Source organism: Mycolicibacterium sp. 624 (assembly GCF_040548615.1).
Classification (GTDB): domain Bacteria; phylum Actinomycetota; class Actinomycetes; order Mycobacteriales; family Mycobacteriaceae; genus Mycobacterium.
Genome location: NZ_JBEPRZ010000001.1, coordinates 979,524 through 1,000,910, shown reverse-complemented (window position 1 = coordinate 1,000,910; position 21,387 = coordinate 979,524). Strand labels below are relative to the sequence as shown.

Genomic DNA, 21,387 nt, shown 5'->3' with positions numbered 1-21,387 from the left:
GATGGTCCGCGGTGGCGTGGCAGAGCGGCCTAATGCACTCGCCTTGAAAGCGAGAGACGGCTAACACCGTCCGGGGGTTCAAATCCCTCCGCCACCGCGGTGCGGTGCTGGGTGCGCGGACGTAGGCTCCGCTCATGTTCGATAGCCGGCAGCTCTTTCGTGACGCCGCCGTTGCGCTGACCACAGCGCAGGAGTCGACCGCCAGGCACGCGGCCCGGCGTGCCGCGCAGGAGGCTCGCCGCTCGCTGCGCACCGCTCGCGGACAGTACCGGCGCTACCGGGCCACCGCGGGTGCGACCTTCCTCGACTGGCCGCGCTGGCACGCCGAATATCTTGGCGCATACCGCGGCGGTGGCGGGATCGCAGAGGGTGGCATGGACGTCGGCACGAACGTCCCCGGAGACGCGATCTAGCTGCGCGACAAGGGCTCACTCGCCCTGGAAGTCGGGTGCCCGCTTCTCGAACATCGCGCTGATGCCCTCGGTGAGGTCCTTGGACGGCAGGAACGCCGAGTTCCACGCGGCCACGTAGCGCAGGCTGGCCGACACCTGTGCGGTGCGCTGCTCGTCGAGTACGTCCTTGATGCCCTGCACCACCAGGGGCGGATTGGCGGCAATCTCCTTGGCGGTGGCGTGCGCCGCCGCCAACGAGGCCTCGGCATCGTCGAAGACGTCGTTGACCAGACCGATCCGCTCGGCGCGCGCGGCGTCGATGTCCTTGCCCGTCAACGCCAGTTCACGCAGGTGGCCATCGGACAGAATCAGCGGCAGCCTGGCGAGTGAGCCGATGTCGGCGACGATCGCGAGCTTCACCTCGCGCACCGAGAACTTGGCGTCGGCGCTGGCGTAGCGGACGTCGACCGCCGCGATGAGGTCGACACCGCCGCCGATGCACCAGCCGTGTATCGAGGCAATGACGGGTGTGCGGCAGTCGGCGACCGCGGTGACGGTGTGTTGCATCCCCTTGAGGTGCTTGTGGAAATCTGAGCGCGGCTTGGCCAGCGCGCCGTCGGCCATTATCGGTCCGAGGGTGTTGCCCATAGCGGCCACATCGAGGCCGTAGCTGAAGTTGCGGCCCGATCCCGTCAGCACGATCGCCCGGACGTCGGGGTCTGCGTCGAGAGCCTCGAAGGCAACGGGGAGTTCGGCCCAGAAGGCGGGCCCCATGGCATTACCCTTGCCGGGACCGATCAACGTCACCTGTGCGACGTGGTCGGACACCTCGACGGTGAGGGACTCGTAGCTATTGCCCATGCTTCAGAGGCTAGCGGTTACGGGGGAGACCCTCCCATGAGGATCTCGCTCAGCACGATGTCGCCAGGCATGAACTGGCACAACGCGTCGGCCGCGATCCGCATGCTCTCGCCGTCCTGGTCGCCGATCATCGGTCCGAATTCACCGAGGATCTCGGTGATGACCGCGGTCTGGGTTTCGGGGTCGAGCGCCGAGAACTCCGCACACGTCATCGTCTGCGAGTCCGGCGGCGCAGGCACGCCCGGCGAGGACCGGGGACTCGATGTCGATGGGCTGTACCCGGGTTCGGTGGTCATGGCGACCGTGCCCGGGACGGTGCGCGCACACCCGGCGAGGGCACCCGCAACGAGCAGGGCCGCCAGGGCGACCGGGACACGGGTTCTCATGTGGGCAACGATAGGCCCTGGACCCGTTCGAGGTAGAAGTACAGGTAGCGCGGCGAACCCGAGGTGGTGTCGACCGCCTTCTTCCCGTTCATGATGCCGATGACGGTGTTCTCGTCGACCTTCTTGAAGTGGTCGTGGACGGGCTGACCGTCGTAGACCATCGACGCCGTCACCTCGCCGCGAAACTCCTCCATCCAGAGGCTGGCCTCACCGTTCATCGCCTCGGTGTTGGAGAACTTGTTGCCGTCGGCGTCGAGGCAGACCAGGGGCTTGGCGTCGTCGGCGGAGTGAAACGTCTTGCCGAACCAGTTGAGCCGGTTCATGAATCCGTTGGCGCGGTGGCCGGTGTTGAACTCGCCGCCCTTCCACTCGCCGAGCATGTCCTCGATGCTCGCGGGTTCCAGCGTGGCCCAGAACGCGTCGAGGTCGGCGTCGGCGATCACGTCGGTGCGTGCGACCAGGTTCGCGAAGGTGCTCATTGGTCTCCGATCCATCGGGTGGCGAATTCGAGGAAGGCGTCGTTCTCGTGCCTGGCGGCCACCGTCACGCGCACGCCGTCCTGCCCGTAGGGCCGCACCAGCAGACGGTTGTCGGCGGCGCTGTTGACGAAGTCGTCGATCTTCGCGGCGGCCAGGGGCAGCCAGACGAAGTTGGCCTGTGACGGCGGCACGGTGAACCCCGCGTCGCGCAGCGCCTGGGTGACGCGGGCGCGTTCGGTGACGACCACGTCGGTGCGGGCCAGGAGTTCGTCCGCGGCGTCCAGCGACGCGATGGCGGCCGCCTGGGACACGCTGGTCGCTGTGAACGGCACGTAGACCTTGCCGAGGGCGGTGATGATGTCGGGGTCGCCGACGGCGTAGCCCACCCGAAGGCCGGCCAGGCCGTAGGCCTTCGAGAACGTCCGCAGCACAACGACATTGCTGTGTTCGCGCACCAAGCCGAAGCTGTCCGGCGTCAGATCGTCACGGATGTACTCGACGTAGGCCTCGTCGAGGGCGATCAGGATATCGCTCGGCACGGCCGCGACGAAACGGGCCAAGGCGGCGGGGTCGACGACGGTGCCGGTCGGGTTGTTCGGGTTGCAGACGAAGATCAGCCGGGTCCGGTCGGTGATCGCGGCCAGCATGGCGTCGAGGTCGAAGGTGTGATCGGTCAGCGGCACCGCCACCGGTGTGGCGCCGGCCGTGCGGATCTGCAGCGGATAGATCTCGAAGCTGCGCCAGCCGAACATCACCTCGTCACCGACCGAGGCGGTGATCTGGATGAGCTGCTGACACAGGCTCACCGAGCCGGCGCCCACCGCGATGTGCTCGGGGGCGAAGGAGCCGCCGTCCAGGGACTTGGCCAGGTGTGCCCGCAACTCGATGTATCCGTTGTCGGGGTAGCGGTTGATGGTGTCGGTCGCAGCCACGATCGCGGCGCGGACACTGGGCAGCGGACCGTCAACGGTCTCGTTGCTGGCGATCTTGATTGCACCGGGCACCGTTCGGCCTGGCGTGTACGCGGGCAGATCGGCCAGCTCGGGTCGGAGGCGGGCAGTCACCCGCTCAGTCTAGGGCCCGCGCGACCCTGCTCTGGAGCTGCTTTGCGTTGCGCTCGTTGGGCTGTGTACGCTGTGCCCTCGGATCAATCGGGAGGCGTGCCAGAGCGGCCGAATGGGACTCACTGCTAATGAGTTGTCCGTCTTAAAGCGGACCGGAGGTTCAAATCCTCTCGCCTCCGCCGCGGCTGACCTGCGTCAAGCCGTACAACTGAATAGCAAGCGCCCGTAGCTCAACGGATAGAGCATCTGACTACGGATCAGAAGGTTAGGGGTTCGAATCCCTTCGGGCGCACTCAGCATCACCCAACAACGACTCCCGTGGCATGAGCGGTACGCCCGGGGGTCGTTTCCTTTGGTTGCCGGCTTGCGTCGGGCGACACGGTTCTTAACTTGCCGCTGCAAGTAGCTGCGCGGCCAGTGGCCGCGATATATCTTCCCCCTACGGCAATTGACGGAGGGGTCATATTATGGCGGGTGCGCACACGAGTCGCCGGTCGCGGGACTTCGGTGTCCGACGCTGGCTGCAGGTCGGGGCCGCGTCCGCCGGTGTGAGTGCGGCGTTGTTCGCCCTGTCGCTGACGGGTCCCCAGGTGGGTGTCGCCCTCGCCGATGACTCCGGTCAGTCGTCGAGTTCGGGCTCGGACAACTCGAGCCCCGGGGAATCGTCCTCGTCGAGTTCGTCGAACACCTCGACGAAGTCCCCGTCGAACTCGAAGGTCGATTCCGGCCCGAAGACCTCGGTTGGGTCATCGTCTCCGGCACGTTCGAAGGACAGCACCGACAGCGACGCCGACACCGACGCCAACGACACGATCAAGGACAAGGACCCCGTAAAGGTCACCCACGAGGACGCTGACAAGGACCCCGTAAAGGACACCGTCGAATCAGAGGCAGAGGCGGAGGCAGAGGCAGAGGCCGACGTTGACACGGGCGTTGCGGATCCCGTCATCGTCGAGGCTGACGTGACACCGTCGGGCGATCAGCCGCCCGTTGTGCCGAGCGACTCGAACAAGTCCTCCACCGTGTCGCCAGCCGTGTCCACCGTGTCGAAGATCGCGGCGGTGGACAGCGCGGCGGACAGCAAGGTGACCGACTCTCTCGTGGCGGCGGCAACGCCGGAGGTCGAGCAGACCACGGTTGTCGAGCCGGATCCGCTGAGCACGGCTGCCGTGGTCGAACCGGTCGTTCCGTGGGCGCTTCAGGTCGAGGCACACCAGGATCCGCGCAGGGAGTTCATCAGCCGGTCGATCATCGCGTGGACGTCCGATTCGATGGGGTGGATCGGCTCGCTGCCGGTGCCCACCGAGTTGAAGTGGCACATGGAGGGTGCGGTGTGGGCGGTACGCCGCACCTTCTTGAACCTGGCGCCTGCGGTGGCCCCGGTTCAGGTGACCGGCCAGTCGACGGGCCCGATCACCGGCCGCGTCGACGCGGTGGATCCCGAAGGTGACCGGATCGTCTACCGCGTGGTCAAGGGCCCGACGCTCGGCACCGTGGAGCTCAACGGCGACGGCACCTTCACCTACACGCCCGGAGCCGATTTCAACGGTGTCGACAGCTTCGTCATCGTGGCGCAGGACCAGGGGTTGCACGTCAACCTGTTCGACCCGTTCCGCGGTGGCACCCGGGCGGGCACGCTGGTCAACCAGGGCGCGATCAAGTTCGCGTTCAACTACACGACCGGTGCCGAGTACTGGACCCAGGAACGTCGCGACGCGCTGCAAGCGTCGGCGACTGCGGTTGCGGCGTACCTGATGGTGAACGCGCCGGTCCTCCTGACCTACGACGTCACGGGGGAGGACGACTCGTCCTCGACCACGCTGGCGGCTGCCTCCAGTGAGCTGGTCAGTTCGGCGCCGGGCTTCTTCGGCACTGTCGTGCAGAACAAGCTCATCCACGGGGTCGACGCGAATGGAGCAGAGGCCGACGGCGAGATCGACTGGAACTTCGACAGTGACTGGGCGCTGGGCGACGTCGTGGGTGACGACGAGTACGACTTCAAGGCCGTCGCGATGCACGAGCTGATGCACTCCTTCGGCTTCACCTCCCGGGTGCGGCAGGTGAACACACGCGTGCATTGGCCGGTGTTCTCGAGCTTCATCGTGACAGCAGGCGGGCACAAGCCGATCGGCGCTGACTTCAAGTGGGACACCGCCTATGACGACTATCTGACGGGCGCCAATGGCGGCTTCTACTTCGGCGGTGCCAACGCCGTAGCCGCCTACGGCGGACTCGTCCCGCTCTTCACGCCCAACCCCTACGAGTCGGGCAGTTCGATGGCTCACCTGGACGACAAGACGTTCACCGGCGCCGACGAGAAGATGATGAACGCCAAGACCGGGACCGGCCTGAGTGTGCGGGTCCTAAGCCCCATCGAACTAGCCATCCTCAAGGACATCGGATACATCGTGGTGGTCCCGCAGCAGGCCAGCTCTGCGCCGCCTGCGACCATATTGGTATGACAGCACCCGTGATCGAACGCTGGCACGCATTCCTGGCCGGCGGCCATGACCCCGATGCCCTCGATGCACTGCTCGCCGACGATGTGGTGTTCTACTCGCCTGCGGTCTTCTCACCGCAGGAGGGCCGTGCCAAGACCGCGATGTACCTGAACGCGGCGGCGAAGGTGTTTGCGGGAACCGACTTTCACTATGTGGGCGAGTGGTCCGCGGAGCGTTCGGCGGTACTGGAGTTCGCGGCCACGATCGACGGGATCTACGTCAACGGTGTGGACATGATCACGTGGAACGAGGACGGCCGCATCGACTCGTTCAAGGTCATGTTGCGCCCGTTCAAGGGACTGCAGGCGATCATGCCCCGGATGGCCGAGCAGCTGCAGTAGGGGAGGCCCGGTGCGGGTCCAGCACCGGTCCCCAACGATTGAGCCGCACGGCCTGGGCTGACACTGGAGCGCTGAAGTAGTGCCCCTGGGCCAGGTCGCAGCCGTACTCCCGGAGCCGGTCGGCGACGGCCTTCGTCTCGACACCCTCTGCCACGCTGCACAGGTCGAAGGTGCCTGCCAGTTCGATGACCGAGCGAACGATCGCCGCGGCGCGCTCATCGTGCAGGATCGGGGCGACGAAGTGCCGGTCGAGCTTGAGCTCGTCGATCGGCAGCTCGTGCAGGTAGGTCATGGTTGAGTAGCCGCTGCCGAAATCGTCGATCGCCACCCGGATGCCCGACTGACGCAGCCGGTCCAGCACCGCGCGGGCGTGCACGACACTGGCCAGCAGAAGGTCCTCGGTGATCTCCACCGACAGGGCGTCAGCGGACAGGCCGTGCCTGGCGAGTGCAATGCGGATGCGGTCGGGGGTGGACTCGTCGTTCAATGACGGCGCCGACAGGTTGACCGCCACGGGGATGCGCACGCCCGCGGAGTGCCAGCCCGCCGCGTCCTCGAGTGCCCGTGTCAGCACGACGTCCGTGACTGCCTCCATGAGGCCGTTCTGGCGGACCAGTGGCAGGAAGTCGGCGGGTTCCAGGACTCCTAGGTCCGGATGTGGCCAGCGGATGAGGGCCTCGACGCCAACGACCTCGTTTGTCGTGAGGCTCACCTTGGGTTGGTAGACGAGGGTGAGTTCGCGCGCGTCGATCGCGTGGCGAAGGTCGTTGATGAGTTGGATTCGCGCCACGCCGTCATGCCTGCCGGTCCGCTCCCGGCGGCTCGGCAGCGGTTGGTGGGTGGCCTCCAATCGCATATCGGGGGTGAACGCCCTTACACCGCTGGCCTGATCCCGCTTGGCGGAGTACATGGCGAGGTCGGCGCGTTTGAACAACTCGCCTGCGGTGACGTCGGGATCACCGGTTGGCGGTGCGGTTGCCAGGCCGACGCTCAGCCGGACGTAGAGTTCGCGGCCGTCCACTGCAAAGGGTTCGTCGAACGCGCGGACAACCCTGAGCGTGACAGCGTGGACGGTGTCCGCGGAATCCTCGAGCAGGACCGCGAACTCGTCACCGCCCAGGCGGGCGACGGTGTCCCAGTCGCGCACGTTCTCCTATGGCGGCGGGGCCCCGGCAGCCCCCGCCAAGCAGGAGTTCGCGCCCGAGACACCACCCGGGCAGGACACCGTCACCGACGGACCCGACATCGTCACCACCGGTTCGATGCGAATGACCGTGCGCGATCCCATATCGGCCGCCGACAAGTTCGCGGCCGCCACCACCGAGGCCGGCGGGCGCGTCGAGGCGCGCACCGATCAGAGCGGGTCGACCACACCATCGGTGACCCTGACGCTGCGGATACCGTCGGACAAGGTTGATGCCGTTCTCGCCAGAATCGACGAACTCGGTGTCGTGGAGTCCAAGTCGATCAACTACGACGATGTCACCTCTCAGCGCGTCGATCTCGACGCCAGGATCAAGGCGTTGCAGACGTCGGTCAACCGTCTACTCGACCTGATGAACAAGGCCACCAGCACCGAAGACCTTCTCGCCGCGGAGAGTTCGCTGACCCAGCGACAGGCTGAACTGGACTCGCTGCAAGCCCAGCGCGCCACGCTCGGCGATCAGATCTCCTACGCCACGATCACGGTGGACCTGTCCTCAGAACCGAGTGTCTCGCGGGTCGGCTTCGTCGGCGCCGTCGAGCAGGGGTGGCGCGCACTGGTCAGCGCCGCCTCGGGGCTCAGCCACGCCATCGGGTTCCTCTTGCCGTGGATTCCGGTGTTTCTCGTCATCGGCGGCGCCTTCTGGGCACTGCGCAGGACGCTACGAAGCCGCCGGGTGGCAGTGCCTGCGACGAGCGCAGCACCAGCAGCTGCGCCCCCTCCCGCACCGGCACCGAATCCGCCTGTGTCCAAGGATGATCCGACCGAGCAATCATCCTGACATCGCAGTCGTAGCCGGTCACCGGTAGCGACGACAGCTCACGCAACCTCGCGTCCTCAGTCGGGTTCGGGTTTTCGGTGGCAAACACGGGGGTATTAACCCTGTCGCGACGAACGTCGCACTGCCAGCGCCCGACCTCCGAAGGAGTTCACCATGAGGACAGGCCCCATCACGCGGTTCCTTGGCTCTGCAGTCCTGGCCAGCGGTGCCGTCCTGTTCAGCACATCCGCGCCAATGGCCGCCGCCGAACCGTGCCCCGACGTGGAGGTGGTGTTCGCCCGCGGCACGGGTGAGCCACCGGGTGTGGGCGGTGTGGGGCAGGCATTCGTCGATTCGCTGCGCGCGCAGCTGGGCAATCGATCGCTCGCCGTTTACCCGGTCAATTACGCGGCGAGCAGCGATTTCAACAATCGCGAGGCGTTCGCAGGCACGGTTGTCGAGGGAATCCGCGACGCGGGTGCCCACGTGCAGGCCACCGCGGCGAACTGCCCCAACACCAAGGTGGTGCTCGGCGGCTTCTCCCAGGGCGCGGTGGTCGCAGGCTTCGTCACCGCCGCCGAAGTCCCACCGGGAGTTCCGGCCGCTCTCGTCCCCGCGCCCATGCCGCCCGAAGTGGCCGACCACGTGGCCGCCGTGACGCTGTTCGGCAAGCCGTCCGACTCGTTCCTGAGCAAGTACGGCGCGCCGGCCATCACGATCGGCCCGCGCTACGTGGACAAGACCATCGACCTCTGCGCGGGCGGCGACACGATCTGCGACGGTGCACCAGACGGCATGCCCACGTTCTCGCACGCGTTGTACGGACTCAACGGGATGACCAACGAGGCTGCGACGTTCGCCGCGAGCCGCACCTGATCCGAACCACCGCGCAGCCCCATCCCGACCGGGCGCGCCCGCGTACTACACGTTGTAGTAATTAGCGCTCCACTCGCGTAACCTCGCCGTTTGTGGATCTCGTGTACAACATCGTCGTCGTCACGCACCTGCTGGGAATGGCCGCCCTCGTAGGCGGGTATCTCGCGGGCCAACCTGCCGTCAACGAGGTGATGGTCTGGGGCGCCAGACTGCAGCTCATCACCGGTGTGGCCCTGGTGGGCATGGCCGAGTCCATCGCCATCCTGGGCAAAGACCCCAACATGATCAAGATCAGCGTGAAGCTGGTCATCGCCGTGCTGGTCTGCGCGTTCGCCGAAATGGGCCGCGGCGCCGCGAAACGCGGCAAGAAGGTGGCGTGGATGACCCACGCCGCCGGCGGCCTCGGGATCGTCAACGTGCTGATCGCGACGCTCTGGACCTAGCGCTGTAGCGCCCCGCTAGATCAGAACGACGCGCGTGGGGCGCCCATACCCGGGTCGATCTTGACCGGCCCGGCCGCCGTCGGCTCCACGGGGAAGTCAAAGATGGCCGTCGGGATGTAGACCGTCGCACAGGCATTGGGGATGTCGACGACACCCGAGAGCCGCCCCTCAATGGGTGCCGCGCCGAGCAGGAGGTAGGCCTGTTCCGGGCTGTACCCGAACTTGGTCAGGTAGTCGATCGCGTGCAGACACGCCCGCTGGTAGGACAGGTGGGAGTCCAGGTAGCGCTGCTCACCGTCGAGCGTGACCGAGGTCCCGGAAAACGCCAGCCACTCCGAGTACTGCGGGTCGGTGTTGCCCGGCATGAAGATTGCGTTCTCGCTGACCCCGTAGGTCTCCATGCCGCCGGGAATGACGTCGACCCGCAGATCGATGAAGCCACCCATCTCGATGGCGCCGCAGAAGGTGATCTCACCGTCCCCCTGGGAGAAGTGCAGATCGCCGACCGACAGGTTGGCGCCGTCGACGAACACCGGGTAGAAGACGCGGCTGCCCTTGGTGAAGTTCTTGATGTCCTGGTTGCCGCCGTTCTCACGCGGCGGCGCGGTGCGGGCGGCCTCCGCGGCGGCCCTGGTGAAGGCGTCGCCCGTCAACCCGCCGAGGATCGCGTCCTGCGGCTCGGGGGGCAGCGCCAGAGGTGGCACCCGGTCGGGATCGGTGGCGATCAGGGCGGCCTCGCGCGCGTTCCAGGTCCCGAGCAGTTTCGCTGACGGCGCCGTGCCCATCAGGCCGGGATGGACGATTCCGGTGAACTCGACGTGCGGGACATGCCGCGACGTCGCCTTCTGACCGGAGAAGTCCCAGATGGCCTTGTATGCGTCGGGGAACTGCTCGGTGAGGAAGCCACCGCCATTCTGGGTTGGGAAGATGCCGGTGTAGCCCCAGCCCTGGCCGGCGAGCGGCCCGGAGTCCTCCTGCGGGATCGGACCGACGTCGAGGATGTCCACGATCAGCAGGTCACCGGGCTTCGCTCCCTCGACGGCGATCGGACCGGACAACACGTGCACTGTCGTCAGCGGCGCGTTGAGGATGTCGTCGGCGGAGTCGTCGTTGACGATCGCGCCGTCGAACCACTCGCGGCAGTGCACCCGAAACGAGTCGCCCTTCTTGACCGTCACCGCCGCGGGGATGTCGGGATGCCAACGGTTGTGGCCCAGCTTCTCCTGATTGGTGAACTTCTTGGTCGAATCCAGCGGGAACACAACATCGGGCATTGAGGACTCCTTCAGGCTCGCGGGAGGGTCTGGTGAAGCGGATTGGTGGTGATCTTCTGGCGCCGCCGCGTCACCGGTGACGGCGCAGCCACCACCGCGGGACGGTCAGCGGTGGCGCGGGTTGCATCCTGCAGCGCCATCGCCGTGCTTCCGGCGCGGCCGAGGTGCGGGGCCGCGATGGTCCTGCGGGCCGACCCTGCACAAGCCGGGCACTCGATCGCATCCGGACGGTCGGCCATCGAGTACATCTGTTTCGTTGTGCCGCAGCCAGATTCGCAGCGAAAAGCGTAGAGAACCATGAGGTTTCCTCACTATGTCCGGTGACGCAACCGACCCAGGCAACATTACCCACGGGTGCAGGTGCTGGCGCGGGACTTGGAGAACTGCACAGGTCACCGGTTGCCGGCTGTAGGCCCCTACAGAGTCGGCAGGGACCCCGCGCTCACTGCGTTCGCGGCCCCCGCGCAGTCCAGGTCGGAGGCCGGGCGGCCTTCCTGATCACGTTGTGCTGCAGTGGTTTAGCGCCAGAATCCGCGATCGTTCGGGGCGCACCGCCGGTATCCGCGCCGGGCGGATTGACGGCGTCCTCCCGCATGCCCATGTTCAGCGCGGCCCACAGGGCGATCCGGAAGTTGATCCTGTCGGTCTCGTCGAGCGGATTGGCGCCGGTGAGTTCGGCGATCTTGGCCAGCCGGTTGCGCAGGGTGTTGACGTGGACGTAGAGCCGATTGGCGGCCGCCGTGATATCCGTGTCCGGCGCAAGGAAGGCCTCCAGCGAGGCGACGAGGTGGGAGTTGTTGACCTTGTCCTGGTCGACCAGCGGGACCAGTAGCCGCTGCACGAACGGTACCAACCGGACCTTGGGAACCGCGGCCAACAGGCCCTCGAGGGTGGCGATCTCGTCGATGTGCACGGTGCGGCGCCAGCGAATCGCCTCGTGCAGCGCCTCGAGAGCCTCGGGAATCGCGTACGCCATGGATTGCGCGTCCGGGGCGATCGCGACACCACACACCAGGGACGACGCGGCCAACTCCGTGGTGAACTCGTCGGTCTGCGCACACAGCGCGACAATGCGGTCCTCGAGCAGCGCGACGGCACCGGAGTAGCGGTCCACCAGGTCGTGCACCTGGGGGTGAACATCCGAGGTGAACGCGCAGACCACGACGGGGCCGCCGGTCAACCCGTAGCCGCCGAGCGCGTTCTCGACGGGACCGACACCCAATGTGCCCGCCACGAACCAGCGCAGTATCGATCCGAGATCACCCTCGCGGGTGCCCACCTCGCGGTCGGCGGCCCGCATGGACTCGGCCCAGTCGACGATCCGGCGGAACGGTACCGCGGCGTCCAGGGTCAGCAGCGGAAGATCCAAGTCCCGACAGGCCGACACCAGCGCCGCGGGCGGTGCGTCGAACAGGTCGCCGAGCCCGACGACCAGCGCCGTGACCCCCTGCCCGATCAGCGCGGTGGCATAGCGCCGAACCGCATCCTCGGATTGGTCGACGACGGGCACGCCGATGCTGAGAATCAGCTCTTCACCGGAGAGATACTGGGACGGGTCGGCCAGCTCGGTGGGGTACACGTAGCGGATCGGCCGGTCGAGATCACGGATCGGGGTCAGTGCCTCGACCTGAAGACTCTCCTCGGCCAGGAGTTGTCCAAGCGTCACCACACCGTCGTGGGGCGCGATCGCAGTCACCGCAGATCTCCCCTCCAGTGCACCCACGCCGGCCACCATCGGCGCTTCGGCGCGGGATCGTCCATGCCTGCGGATCTTAGGCTGAAGCCGCGGCAATCACAGATCGAGCGTGAGCCTGCCGCCACCGAGAGACCGAGAAACGCAAATCATCATAGTGGCGTTGGACCGGCGTTCCTCGTCTGTCAGCAAATCATCGCGATGGTCAATTGCGCCGTCCAGCACCTTGGTCTCGCAGGTACCGCAGAAGCCCGCGGTGCACGAGAACGGGGTGTCCGGGGCGACCTCGAGCACCGCGTCGAGCACGCTCCGATCCTGGGGCACCGTGATGGTGCGGCCCGTGCGCGCCAGTGCCACCTCGAAGGCGCCGTCATCGGCTCGCACGACGTCCTCGGTGCCCGCGGCGAACCGTTCGACGTGCAGGGCCAGATCCGGGTGCCGTTCGCTGACACTCTGCACCGCGGTGAGCATCGCGGGCGGCCCGCAGCAGTAGACCGCGGTGCCGGGAAGGCTGTCGGCGAACGCACCATCGATATCGGGTAGGCCCACGGTGTCCTGCGGGATCAGATCGACACCGTCGATGCTGCCGACACGATCGAGGAAGGCCATCGCCGATCGGCTGCGACCGCCGTAGATCAGCCGGAACGGAGGCGGGTCCGGCTGGTCGCGAAGCGAGTCGATCATCGCGAGGATCGGAGTGATGCCGATACCGCCCGCGATGAACAGGTACCTCTCGGCCGGGGCGAGAGCGAAGTTGTTCTGCGGCGCCCCGACCTCGATGACGTCTCCGACGCGCAACCGCTCGTGGACCTCCCGCGAACCGCCGCGGCCGTCCCCGACCAGCAGGACCGCGATCGTGTAGCTGAACGGATCCTCGCGCGGCCCGCAGAGCGAGTACTGCCGCAAGAGGCCCGACGGCAGCGTGAGGGCCACGTGGGCACCGGCTGCCCATTCGGGCAGCCGGTCCCCTGTCGCGCTCCGCAGTACCACGGAGATGACGCCTGCGGCTTCAAGCCGCATTTGGGTGACGAGTAACTTCATCGCTTCTCGGGTGCCGGGACAGGACTCCCGGCGCCAGCGAGCACACGACCGTTGTCTGCTGACTCGGTCAAACCCCGAGACTCCTGGATGGTCTGCACGGCGTACTGAGTGGCACGTCGATAGTTCAGCGTGTAGATGTCCGCGGGTGCCGACACCTCGAAGGCCTGTCCGGCGAGCGGAACCTCCTTGGGCTCAAGGCCGCCCAGAATCGGGGTGTCCTCGTTGAAGACCTGGGTCTCGATCTCGAGGATCTCCTCGACGGTGCCGCCACGGAAGTTCTTGTCCGTGGCAACGCCCCAGAAGATGATGCACTTGTCGTAGCTCACCGGGGAGGGGAAGTCGACGAGGTAGCGCTTGCCGATCTCCTCTCCGAAGTCGTACAGAATCGTCGCGATACCCGGAGCGTAGGAGTGGTAGTGCATCACGGCATCGCCGGTGCTGGAGAAGTTCGAGTCGGGGACCTGCTGGTAGAAGTAGGACGCCCACACCTCACGTCCCTCGCGCTTGACGTCGAGGTCGCCGACGACCGGATTCACCTCGCCCATCGACACCTCGTGCACGAACGGAAAGTGCGCCATATCGCGGAAGTTCTCGGTCGCCGCCATGAACCCGCAGTCGGCGTGGATCGGCTCGGCCGGTAGCCAATCCAGCTCCAGGCCCTCGATCTCGGGTGGATTCGGCAGACCGAAGACCGGGTCGCCCAGGCAGGTCCACACATGCTCGAACCGTTCGATGACGGGATAGGTCTTGATGGCCGCCTTCGGCGGAATCCGCCCACCCTCGGGCAGTGAGGGGATGTGGCGGCACGCGCCGGTCTCGCCGTCGAACTGCCAGCCGTGATACGGACAGGCGATGTTGTTGCCGTCGATCACGCCATCGGCCAGGTTGCCGCCGCGATGGACGCAGCGTCGATCAGTCACCCGTGCGACGCCGGAGGCATCGCGGAACACCACGAGCTTCTGGTCGAGCAGCTGGGCGGCCTGGGGGGTGCCGATGTCCCGGGAACGGGCCACCACAAACCACACGTGCTGGTAGGCCTCGCGGAGTTTGTCCGGGGTCAGTGCCTCTTGCTTCATCGGTCGAATCTCCTTAAATCAAACGGTGGGGCCGAGGTTGGGACGAGTCAGGGTGCGCGGCGTGAGCTGCGCGGAACGGACGTGCTCGGCAATCTGAGCCATGCCTGCCACCCACACGTCGTCCATCGCGCATACCTCCGCGATGAACTCACGCAGTGCGGCCGCGCGGCCGGGCCGTCCGGACAGGAAGGGGTGGTTGGTGAGAATCCAGACACCACCGATATCGCGCATCGCGTTGAGTTCGGCACGCCACAGCTCGATCGCCTTGGCCGGCGTCTCGATGAGTCCCGTGCCGGAGAAGTCAGGCACGAAGCAGTATTGCTGCCAGTCGTCGAGCGCCCAGCTGACCGGTAGCTCCACCAGTGAGGTGCCGTCGGAGACCGCAAGCTCATAGGGGTGGTCGGAGTCCATCAGCGTGGAGTCATAGACGAAGCCGAACTCGGCGAGCAACTTCGGTGTGTGCCAGTTCATCTCCCACATGGGAGCGCGGTAACCGACGGGCCGAACACCGGCGACCTCCTCGAGGGCTTTTAGCCCGCGGTCGAGAATCTCGCGTTCGGCGTCCTCGTCGAGACCTACCAGCGACTCGTGCAGATAGCCGTGGTGGGCGATCTCGTGACCAGCCGCCGCGATGGAGCGGACCGGTTCCGGGTGCCGATGCGCGGTGTAGCCCGGGACGAAGAAGGTTCCAGGAACCTGAAACTCATCGAGGATGCTGAGCAGGCGCGGGACACCGACCAGCGGGCCGTACGCCTGATGCGACATCGCACCCATGCGATCGGCGAACGCGGGATCGGTTGTCAACAGCGGGGATTCCGCGTCGACGTCGAAGGTGAACGCGACGGCACAGGTCTTTCCCTGTGGCCACGACACCGGTCCCGCCGGGGTCAGAGCGGTCATCGTTGAGCCTTTCTTCCGAAGACGGACAGGAATTCCCATGTGACGTTGGCGGCGGCGACCGCGGTGATCTCGGCGTGGTCGTAGGCCGGCGACACCTCGACGACGTCGGCACCCACCAGGTTCACGTGCTCAAGCCCGCGTATGACGGCGAGCAGCTCGCGGCTGGACATGCCGCCGGCCTCCGGCGTTCCCGTTCCCGGAGCATGCGCCGGGTCGAGGACGTCGATGTCGACGGAGACGTAGACCGGCGCGTCGCCCGCCAGCTCACGGATGCGTTCGATGATGCCATCGGCCCCCAGCGAGTCGATCTCCCGGCAGGTGATGCAGGAGAATCCGAAGCTGGCGTCCTCGACGAGATCCTTTCGATCATAGATCGACCCGCGCACGCCGACGTGCAGGTTGCGGTCGAGCAACAACCCCTCCTCGAAGGCGCGGCGGAACGGCGAGCCGTGCGTGATGTCGGCGCCGTAGAACCCGTCCCAGGTGTCGAGGTGGGCGTCAAAGTGCACCAGCACCATGGGGCCGTGTACCGCGTGCGCGGCGCGCAGCGACGGCAGGGCCACCGAGTGGTCGCCGCCGAGGATCACAGCACGCGTGCCCTTGGACAGCAAGTCGGTCAGCTGCGCCGCGATCTGGTCGACCGCCTCGCCGATGTCGAACGGGTTGCACGCGATGTCGCCCGCGTCGGCGAACTGGCAGACCTCGAACGGCTTGATGTCGAGTTCAGGGTTGTAGCCGCGTATGAGCCGGGAACCCTGCCGGATCGCGTTGGGCCCGAAACGGGCTCCGGGACGGTAGGTGACGGCGCTGTCGAATGGCACCCCCACCACGGCGACGTCGGCGTGGGTCACGTCCTCGAGCCGCGGCAGCCGCGCGAAGGTGGTCCATCCGGCGTATCGCGGCTGCACAGCCGGATCCACCGCTCCCACAATCGCATTGCGGCCGTTGTCGTTGTTCATTGATTGCCCTTCCTAGACACGATTACGCGACAGCCCGCCATCGACATTGACGATCTGTCCGACGGCTGCACCGAGCTGACGCTGGCACAGCACTCCGATGACCCCGGCTACCTGTTCGACAGTGCCCACCTGGCCGGTGGGCGGGGTAAGACTCGAGCCGCCCGCGGCGGCGTCACACACTGCCCACTCCGAGTCGACGGCTCCGATCGCGACGGCGTTCACGCCCACCCCGAAGCCGCCGAAGTCGCGGGTCAGCGACTTCGTCAATGCGACGATGCCGCCGGCAGCGGCGGCGACCGCCGACAGCTCGGCACCGCCGATGTGCCAGCGCGATGTGGTCAGCACGATGCGACCACCGGTTCTGTTGTCCCGCATGTGCTCTGCCGCGGCCTGCGCGTAGAGGAAGCTGCCGGTCAGCGTCGCATCGACGTGGTCCCAGAACGCGTCCATGGTCTGGTCGTTCAGCGCGGCAACGTGGGGCAGCCCATGTGCGACGACCAACGCGTCGATCCCACCCATGAGTTCGGCTGCCTGTGCCACGGCACGGCGAACCTCGTGACGGTTGGTCGGGTCGGCCCACACGGTGAGCTTGCCCCCGTTCGCCTCGGACGCCTCACGGCTGCCCGCGCGCGTTCCGGTCGTAGTGGCGCCGCGGACGGTGAAGTACTCGCGTACGGCGGCACCGAGCTGGGTGTCGACGCCGGTGATGAGAACCCGAGAGGTGTTGGACATCGTCAGATCACCGTTCCGCTGTTGACCGACAACACTTCTCCGCACAGGAACAGGTCCTCCTCAAGCAGCGCACGGACCAGCTCGGCGACCTCACCGGTATCGGCGATACGCCTGGCGGGCAGCGTCTCGACGAACTGTGCGCCGCGTTCCCACGAGTCGGCAGGCAGTAGCGGCGTGTCACATGGCCCGGGCGCAACGGCGTTGACCAGGACCCCGTCGGCAGCCACTTCGACGGCGATGCTGCGCAGCAGACTCAGCGCGGAACCCTTGGCGGCCGCGTAGTGAGAGTCGTTGCTGCCGCCGCCGATTGCGCGCTCAGAGGCGATTCCGACGATGCGCCCACTGCGTCGCTTGCGCATGTCGGGCAGGACCGCGCGGCACACGTGGGCCAGACCGCCCACGTGCACGCGCAGCATCCGCTGCCACGCCGACGCCACGATGTCGAGTGCGGGAATCTCCTCGTAGTGCCCGGCGCAGATGACGGCTGCGTCGATCTGCCCGAAGGTGTTCTGCACGTGCTCGATTGCGTCTTTCACGGCCTGCTCGTCGGCGACGTCGGCGATCTGCCACAGGTCGGTGTCCGGTGCGGGCTCCCTCGAGATCGACGCGACGATCCAGCCGCGGTCTCGCAGCAGTGCCGCGATCGCGGCACCGATACCGCTACCGGCCCCGGTGATGACGGCGACGCGTTGACCGGCGCTCATACGGGCTCGCTCACGGGTTCGTCGGCGGGCTCGGTGGCCTCGCCGGGCCTGCGCTGCCCCACCTTGATCGTTTTCACGATGACCGCGCCCAGCAGGAGGATCACGCCCATTGCGACGAAGAACGCCCAGTTGATGTACCACGACTCGGATACGGTGCGCGGCCAGACGATGTTGACGAACTCGAAACCGACCCACAGCACGGCGAGGACCGCCACCGGTGTGCCGAACCTGCCAAGGTTCCAGGGTCCCGGCACCCACTTGCCCCGCAGGCGCGCAACCAGTCCGGTCACCAGGGGGAACAGGAATGCCAGGTAGTAGCCGCCAGCAGTGAACGTCACCAGGACCGAGTAGACGTCGGTTGCCGAGATCAGGTACACGCAGGCGCCGATGACGGTGGTCACCAGGATCGCCCGGACCGGCTGTGCCTCGGCCTTGGACAGCTTGACCAGGATCCGCGACCCCGGCAACACCTCGTCACGGGCAAAGGACCAGATGACCCGCGAGGCCGACGCCTGCAGCGCCAGGAAGCTGGCAAGGAAGCCGACGACGAAGGCCAGCAGGATCGGCTTGACTGCCGATTCGCCCAGTGCGCTGCCGAGCACATAGCTCACGGGGTCGGAGACCTCGCCGGAACGGATCTTGTCGAAGTCGGGCACGGCCAGGGTGACCGCCAAGGACGCATAGGCGATGACGATGGCGATGAAGCTGACCGCGAAGAGCATGGCCTTCGGGACGTTGCGTTGCGGTTCCTTGATCTCCTCGGCGATGGCTCCTGCGCTCTCGAAGCCCAGGATGGACCAACCGGTGAACGCCAGAGCGGCCAGGAACGGTCCGGAGACGAAGGCCCACGTCCATCCGCTGGTGGCGTCGAAGCCCTGCAGGATCACGTCGAGCCCGTGGTGGCGATGGAAGATGAGCAGGTAGGTGCCCAGACCCACCGAGGCGACGATCTCGGCGATGATGCTGCCGACCATGAGGGCCTTCAGGAAGCCGCGGCCAAGGATGTTGGCGCCGGTTCCGGCGAGCAGGATCAGCAGCGCGACGACGCTCTGCTGGACCGCGGTGGGGGCCTCGATCCCGATCAACTGGGCCAGGAAGCCGGCACCACCGTAGGCGACGGTGGCCATGATGATGACCAGCGCCCAGGTGTAGATCCAGCCGGCGAACCATCCGGCCACCTCGCCTGCCAGCCGCTTCGTCCACTGGTAGATCGAGCCCTCGAACGGCCAGCGTGACACCAGTTCGGAGAACGCCAGCGCGACGACGAACTGTCCGGCGCCGACGATGACGAAGGTCCACCAGAACCCGGGGCCTGCCGCGGCCAGCGACAATCCGTAAATGCCGTACATCGCAACGATCGGCGAGATGAACGCGAATGCAAACGCGAACGCCGACCACAGCGAGAACTCTCGCTTCAATTCCCCAGGCGCGGAATCTATTTGACCACTGGTCGCCATCTGGACCGCCTTTCGGTGCTGCATGGACACGGAAGTATGGACATGTGACTCCCGGCGGCGCACCCCCGTTGGCGAATGCCGGGTTGCACGCACAGTCACGCGGCCCGGCACTGTAGAGAACTACAGCCCTGCACGCCCGGGGCCGACGAGGTGGTTGCGTGGCCCATAGACTCGCGGCGCCCATTCGAGAACCGACAGGACGAGGGTGTCGTGCGCGACAACGATGAGATCGCCGCCTTCCTGGCGGCGCTGGAGGAGCGGCTGGCCGTCTCCGTCACGGACGCCGTGGTCGAGCCCATGCGGGTTATCGACGAGCACCTGGACGTCGTCGCGCAGCTGGGCATGTCCGCCGTGACAGCGGGCGGTAAGCGGCTTCGGCCGCGGTTTGCCTACTGGGCGTGGCGGGTGGCCGACCAGAGTGGCGCGGACACCGGCCCGATCGTCCAGCTGGCGGCGTCACTGGAGATTCTGCACGCGGCCATCCTGGTGCACGACGACATCGTCGACGGTTCCGAACTTCGCCGCGGCCAGCCGTCGGTGCGCGCATCACTGGCGGGGCAGCACCGCGACCAGGGCTGGTCGGGTGATCCTGTCGAGTTCGGCGATCACACCGCATTGCTGGTGGGCGACCTGCTGTGGTCGGCAGCCCACGATGAGTTCGACGATGCGGTGTCAGGGCTTCCACCTGCCCGCCAGCGCGCCATGTCTCGCGTCTTCCAGTCCATGCGGGTCGAGGTGATCTCCGGTCAGCTGCTGGAACTGCGTGCGCAGGCCGGTCACCGGTACGACGCCGCGACGGCCAGCCAGATTCGGCGCTACAAGACCAGCGCCTACACGGTCGAGCGCCCCGTCGAGCTGGGCCTCGGTCTCGCTGGATCGGCCTCGCCGGCGACGGCCCAGACTCTCAACGACTACGCCCGCGCGGTGGGGCATGCCTTCCAACTGCGCGACGATCTCGCCGATCTGTTCGGCTCGACCGAGACCAGCGGAAAGAGCGCGGGTGATGACATCCGCTCCGGCAAGCCAACCGAGCTGCTCGGGATGGCCGTGGAGCTGGCCACCGGATCAGATGCGCGGACGCTGTCGGGTGTTGTCGGCGACGCCGCTGCTGACCCGGCTGCTATCGCCGAGGTGCGACGCATCATGTTGGGTTGCGGCGCAGCGGATCACGTCATGCGGCGGATAGCCGAGCTGGTCGCGGTCGCGGACCAGGCACTCGCGAATCTCGCCCGATCCGCTGACCCGTCCCCGCATTCCGCGCTGCGAGAACTGCTGGCCGAGTGCACCGACGTGTCCTTCATGCCGCCTGTTTGACCCACGGGATCGCCGTCGCCATCAGGCGAATCTGTGGATTGCGCTAGGAAACGCGCCCCGGCGGCCCACTCCCCTTCACCTCATGTGGCCACAGTCAGATCCTGGCATCGGGCACGACGGGGAAGGGGCCGATGATGTCGACGGAATGGATTTGGCTGATCATCACACTGGCGGTGGCGGGGGTCATCGCGGGTGTACTCATATCGGTGGGGCGGGTCCGCCGGCGAGACGCCGAGGACCCGCAGGCCGCGTACCTTCGGCACGCCAGGGCGCTGCGTTCGGCAAGCCGGAATCGGTTGGCAGTCAACATGTCCGACGACATCTGGGATGCCGGGGCAACGACCGCCACGACGTCGCGGAGCACGAGGGCGGCGGCCGCGGGCACCGCGGTGTTCATGAGCGCCTGCGGGGGGTGTGGTGGCTGTGGCTGCGGCGGCTAGCGATTTCCACGGGTCATCCGCCGCGGTGGCAGTTCTCGACCTTCCGCCTGCCGTGTTCAAGACGTGCCCGTGGGAGCCGCGCGCACTGATCGAGAAGGGCCTGCGGCAATGGCTGAGATGCTGCGCCGCCGCATTGCGCGACGATCAGGTGATCGGGATGCCGTCGCACGCGGTGGACGAGGCCTGGCACGGCCTGATCCTGTGCACCGCGCGGTATCAGGCGTTCTGCGATGAGGCCTACGGCCGGTTCATGCATCACCACCCAGTCGGCGGCGCACCGGCGGAAGTCGAGGCGGTCGCGGACCCCATGTCCGAACAGCTCCGCAGGACCGTCATTGCGTGGTCGCTGGTCGCATCCCCGGGCGAGCGGTGTGTCCTGTGGGATATCGACCACCGCGTCGGCGTGGATCGCCCGTGGGGCCTGCCGCTCGACCGGGTCGCCGAGATCGAGGAGGAACTCGCCGGTCGGACCATTGCGGCGACCAGGTAG

General features: G+C 66.9%; 24 protein-coding genes and 3 tRNA genes. 11 read left to right on the top strand and 16 right to left on the bottom strand.

All coding sequences use genetic code 11. From position 1 onward, the window contains the following. Positions 1-10 precede the first annotated feature (10 nt). Both ABIA65_RS04580 and ABIA65_RS04575 read left to right on the top strand, forming a co-directional pair. Positions 11-97: transfer RNA gene (locus ABIA65_RS04580), tRNA-Ser, on the top strand. A gap of 37 nt (positions 98-134) precedes the next feature. Next, a complete protein-coding gene (locus tag ABIA65_RS04575; RefSeq protein ID WP_354522776.1) occupies positions 135-413 on the top strand; it encodes a hypothetical protein in 279 nt (92 codons plus the stop codon). Positions 414-428: 15 nt separating this feature from the next. Here ABIA65_RS04575 and ABIA65_RS04570 read toward each other — a convergent pair whose 3' ends face one another. From ABIA65_RS04570 to ABIA65_RS04555, 4 genes are read right to left on the bottom strand one after another with little or no spacing between them, the layout of a single operon-like run. Next, positions 429-1,253: a crotonase/enoyl-CoA hydratase family protein gene (locus ABIA65_RS04570; protein ID WP_354522775.1), complete on the bottom strand. Its 825-nt coding sequence runs from the start codon at positions 1,251-1,253 to the stop codon at positions 429-431. A 17-nt stretch (positions 1,254-1,270) separates the two neighbouring features. Further along, a complete protein-coding gene (locus ABIA65_RS04565; RefSeq protein ID WP_241402561.1) occupies positions 1,271-1,639 on the bottom strand; it encodes a hypothetical protein in 369 nt (122 codons plus the stop codon). Next, complete coding sequence (locus tag ABIA65_RS04560) at positions 1,636-2,118, bottom strand: DUF4334 domain-containing protein (protein ID WP_241402562.1); 483 nt, start codon at positions 2,116-2,118, stop codon at positions 1,636-1,638. The genes ABIA65_RS04565 and ABIA65_RS04560 overlap by 4 nt, the downstream gene beginning before the upstream one ends. Then, the gene (locus ABIA65_RS04555; protein WP_241402563.1) at positions 2,115-3,182 is read right to left on the bottom strand and encodes a pyridoxal phosphate-dependent aminotransferase; all 1,068 of its coding nucleotides are present in this window, start codon (positions 3,180-3,182) and stop codon (positions 2,115-2,117) included. The genes ABIA65_RS04560 and ABIA65_RS04555 overlap by 4 nt, the downstream gene beginning before the upstream one ends. Before the next feature lie 90 nt (positions 3,183-3,272). Here ABIA65_RS04555 and ABIA65_RS04550 point away from each other — a divergent pair. From ABIA65_RS04550 to ABIA65_RS04535, 4 genes are all read left to right on the top strand, one after another. Continuing rightward, a tRNA-Ser gene (locus ABIA65_RS04550) sits at positions 3,273-3,361 on the top strand. Between the two features lie 40 nt (positions 3,362-3,401). Beyond that, positions 3,402-3,474, top strand: a tRNA-Arg gene (locus tag ABIA65_RS04545). A 175-nt stretch (positions 3,475-3,649) separates the two neighbouring features. Further along, positions 3,650-5,644, top strand: coding sequence for an Ig-like domain-containing protein (locus ABIA65_RS04540; protein WP_354522774.1), 1,995 nt, complete (start codon positions 3,650-3,652; stop codon positions 5,642-5,644). Beyond that, positions 5,641-6,024: a nuclear transport factor 2 family protein gene (locus ABIA65_RS04535; RefSeq protein ID WP_354522773.1), complete on the top strand. Its 384-nt coding sequence runs from the start codon at positions 5,641-5,643 to the stop codon at positions 6,022-6,024. The genes ABIA65_RS04540 and ABIA65_RS04535 overlap by 4 nt, the downstream gene beginning before the upstream one ends. On the opposite strand, the gene ABIA65_RS04530 is transcribed toward ABIA65_RS04535, so the two are convergent. Next, positions 5,993-7,171, bottom strand: a complete 1,179-nt coding sequence (locus ABIA65_RS04530; RefSeq protein WP_354522772.1) for a putative bifunctional diguanylate cyclase/phosphodiesterase — start codon at positions 7,169-7,171, stop codon at positions 5,993-5,995. The two genes, ABIA65_RS04535 and ABIA65_RS04530, sit on opposite strands and share 32 nt — an antisense overlap. Between ABIA65_RS04530 and ABIA65_RS04525 the strand changes: the two genes are divergently transcribed. The 3 genes from ABIA65_RS04525 to ABIA65_RS04515 all read left to right on the top strand — a co-directional run bounded on the left by ABIA65_RS04525 (position 7,155) and on the right by ABIA65_RS04515 (position 9,307). Further along, positions 7,155-8,009, top strand: coding sequence for a DUF4349 domain-containing protein (locus tag ABIA65_RS04525; protein ID WP_354522771.1), 855 nt, complete (start codon positions 7,155-7,157; stop codon positions 8,007-8,009). The genes ABIA65_RS04530 and ABIA65_RS04525 overlap by 17 nt on opposite strands. A 153-nt stretch (positions 8,010-8,162) precedes the next feature. Beyond that, a complete protein-coding gene (locus ABIA65_RS04520) occupies positions 8,163-8,864 on the top strand; it encodes a cutinase family protein (RefSeq protein WP_241402106.1) in 702 nt (233 codons plus the stop codon). A 92-nt stretch (positions 8,865-8,956) separates the two neighbouring features. Continuing rightward, positions 8,957-9,307 carry a hypothetical protein gene (locus tag ABIA65_RS04515; protein ID WP_241402107.1) on the top strand — a complete coding sequence of 117 codons (351 nt, stop codon included), beginning with the start codon at positions 8,957-8,959 and terminating at the stop codon, positions 9,305-9,307. 20 nt (positions 9,308-9,327) lie between these two features. Here ABIA65_RS04515 and fmdA read toward each other — a convergent pair whose 3' ends face one another. The 10 genes from fmdA to ABIA65_RS04465 all read right to left on the bottom strand — a co-directional run bounded on the left by fmdA (position 9,328) and on the right by ABIA65_RS04465 (position 19,143). After that, positions 9,328-10,581: a formamidase gene (gene fmdA / locus ABIA65_RS04510; RefSeq protein ID WP_241402108.1), complete on the bottom strand. Its 1,254-nt coding sequence runs from the start codon at positions 10,579-10,581 to the stop codon at positions 9,328-9,330. 11 nt (positions 10,582-10,592) lie between these two features. Beyond that, a complete protein-coding gene (locus ABIA65_RS04505; RefSeq protein WP_354522770.1) occupies positions 10,593-10,820 on the bottom strand; it encodes a zinc ribbon domain-containing protein in 228 nt (75 codons plus the stop codon). A gap of 203 nt (positions 10,821-11,023) precedes the next feature. Next, positions 11,024-12,277, bottom strand: a complete 1,254-nt coding sequence (locus tag ABIA65_RS04500) for a helix-turn-helix domain-containing protein (protein WP_354522769.1) — start codon at positions 12,275-12,277, stop codon at positions 11,024-11,026. A gap of 96 nt (positions 12,278-12,373) precedes the next feature. Further along, a complete protein-coding gene (locus ABIA65_RS04495; protein ID WP_354522768.1) occupies positions 12,374-13,315 on the bottom strand; it encodes a PDR/VanB family oxidoreductase in 942 nt (313 codons plus the stop codon). Next, positions 13,312-14,391, bottom strand: a complete 1,080-nt coding sequence (locus ABIA65_RS04490) for a Rieske 2Fe-2S domain-containing protein (RefSeq protein ID WP_354522767.1) — start codon at positions 14,389-14,391, stop codon at positions 13,312-13,314. The genes ABIA65_RS04495 and ABIA65_RS04490 overlap by 4 nt, the downstream gene beginning before the upstream one ends. Before the next feature lie 18 nt (positions 14,392-14,409). Beyond that, positions 14,410-15,291: a polysaccharide deacetylase family protein gene (locus ABIA65_RS04485; RefSeq protein WP_354522766.1), complete on the bottom strand. Its 882-nt coding sequence runs from the start codon at positions 15,289-15,291 to the stop codon at positions 14,410-14,412. Beyond that, entirely contained in the window at positions 15,288-16,250 is a 963-nt protein-coding gene (gene speB, locus ABIA65_RS04480; RefSeq protein WP_241402113.1) for an agmatinase, read from the bottom strand. The genes ABIA65_RS04485 and speB overlap by 4 nt, the downstream gene beginning before the upstream one ends. Positions 16,251-16,262: 12 nt before the next feature. After that, positions 16,263-16,982, bottom strand: coding sequence for an SDR family NAD(P)-dependent oxidoreductase (locus tag ABIA65_RS04475; RefSeq protein WP_241402114.1), 720 nt, complete (start codon positions 16,980-16,982; stop codon positions 16,263-16,265). A 2-nt stretch (positions 16,983-16,984) separates the two neighbouring features. After that, positions 16,985-17,686 (bottom strand): SDR family NAD(P)-dependent oxidoreductase, encoded by a 702-nt coding sequence (locus ABIA65_RS04470; RefSeq protein WP_354522765.1) that lies wholly within the window; start codon positions 17,684-17,686, stop codon positions 16,985-16,987. Next, entirely contained in the window at positions 17,683-19,143 is a 1,461-nt protein-coding gene (locus tag ABIA65_RS04465; RefSeq protein ID WP_354522764.1) for an APC family permease, read from the bottom strand. Before ABIA65_RS04465 ends, ABIA65_RS04470 begins: the two co-directional genes overlap by 4 nt. A gap of 210 nt (positions 19,144-19,353) precedes the next feature. On the opposite strand from ABIA65_RS04465, the gene ABIA65_RS04460 reads away from it, so the two are divergent. Continuing rightward, positions 19,354-20,457, top strand: coding sequence for a polyprenyl synthetase family protein (locus tag ABIA65_RS04460; RefSeq protein WP_354522763.1), 1,104 nt, complete (start codon positions 19,354-19,356; stop codon positions 20,455-20,457). Between the two features lie 94 nt (positions 20,458-20,551). Here ABIA65_RS04460 and ABIA65_RS04455 read toward each other — a convergent pair whose 3' ends face one another. Continuing rightward, positions 20,552-20,854, bottom strand: coding sequence for a hypothetical protein (locus ABIA65_RS04455; RefSeq protein WP_354522762.1), 303 nt, complete (start codon positions 20,852-20,854; stop codon positions 20,552-20,554). Between the two features lie 26 nt (positions 20,855-20,880). Between ABIA65_RS04455 and ABIA65_RS04450 the strand changes: the two genes are divergently transcribed. Beyond that, on the top strand, positions 20,881-21,387 hold the full coding sequence (locus ABIA65_RS04450; RefSeq protein ID WP_354522761.1) for a UCP032817 domain-containing protein: 507 nt from the start codon (positions 20,881-20,883) through the stop codon (positions 21,385-21,387).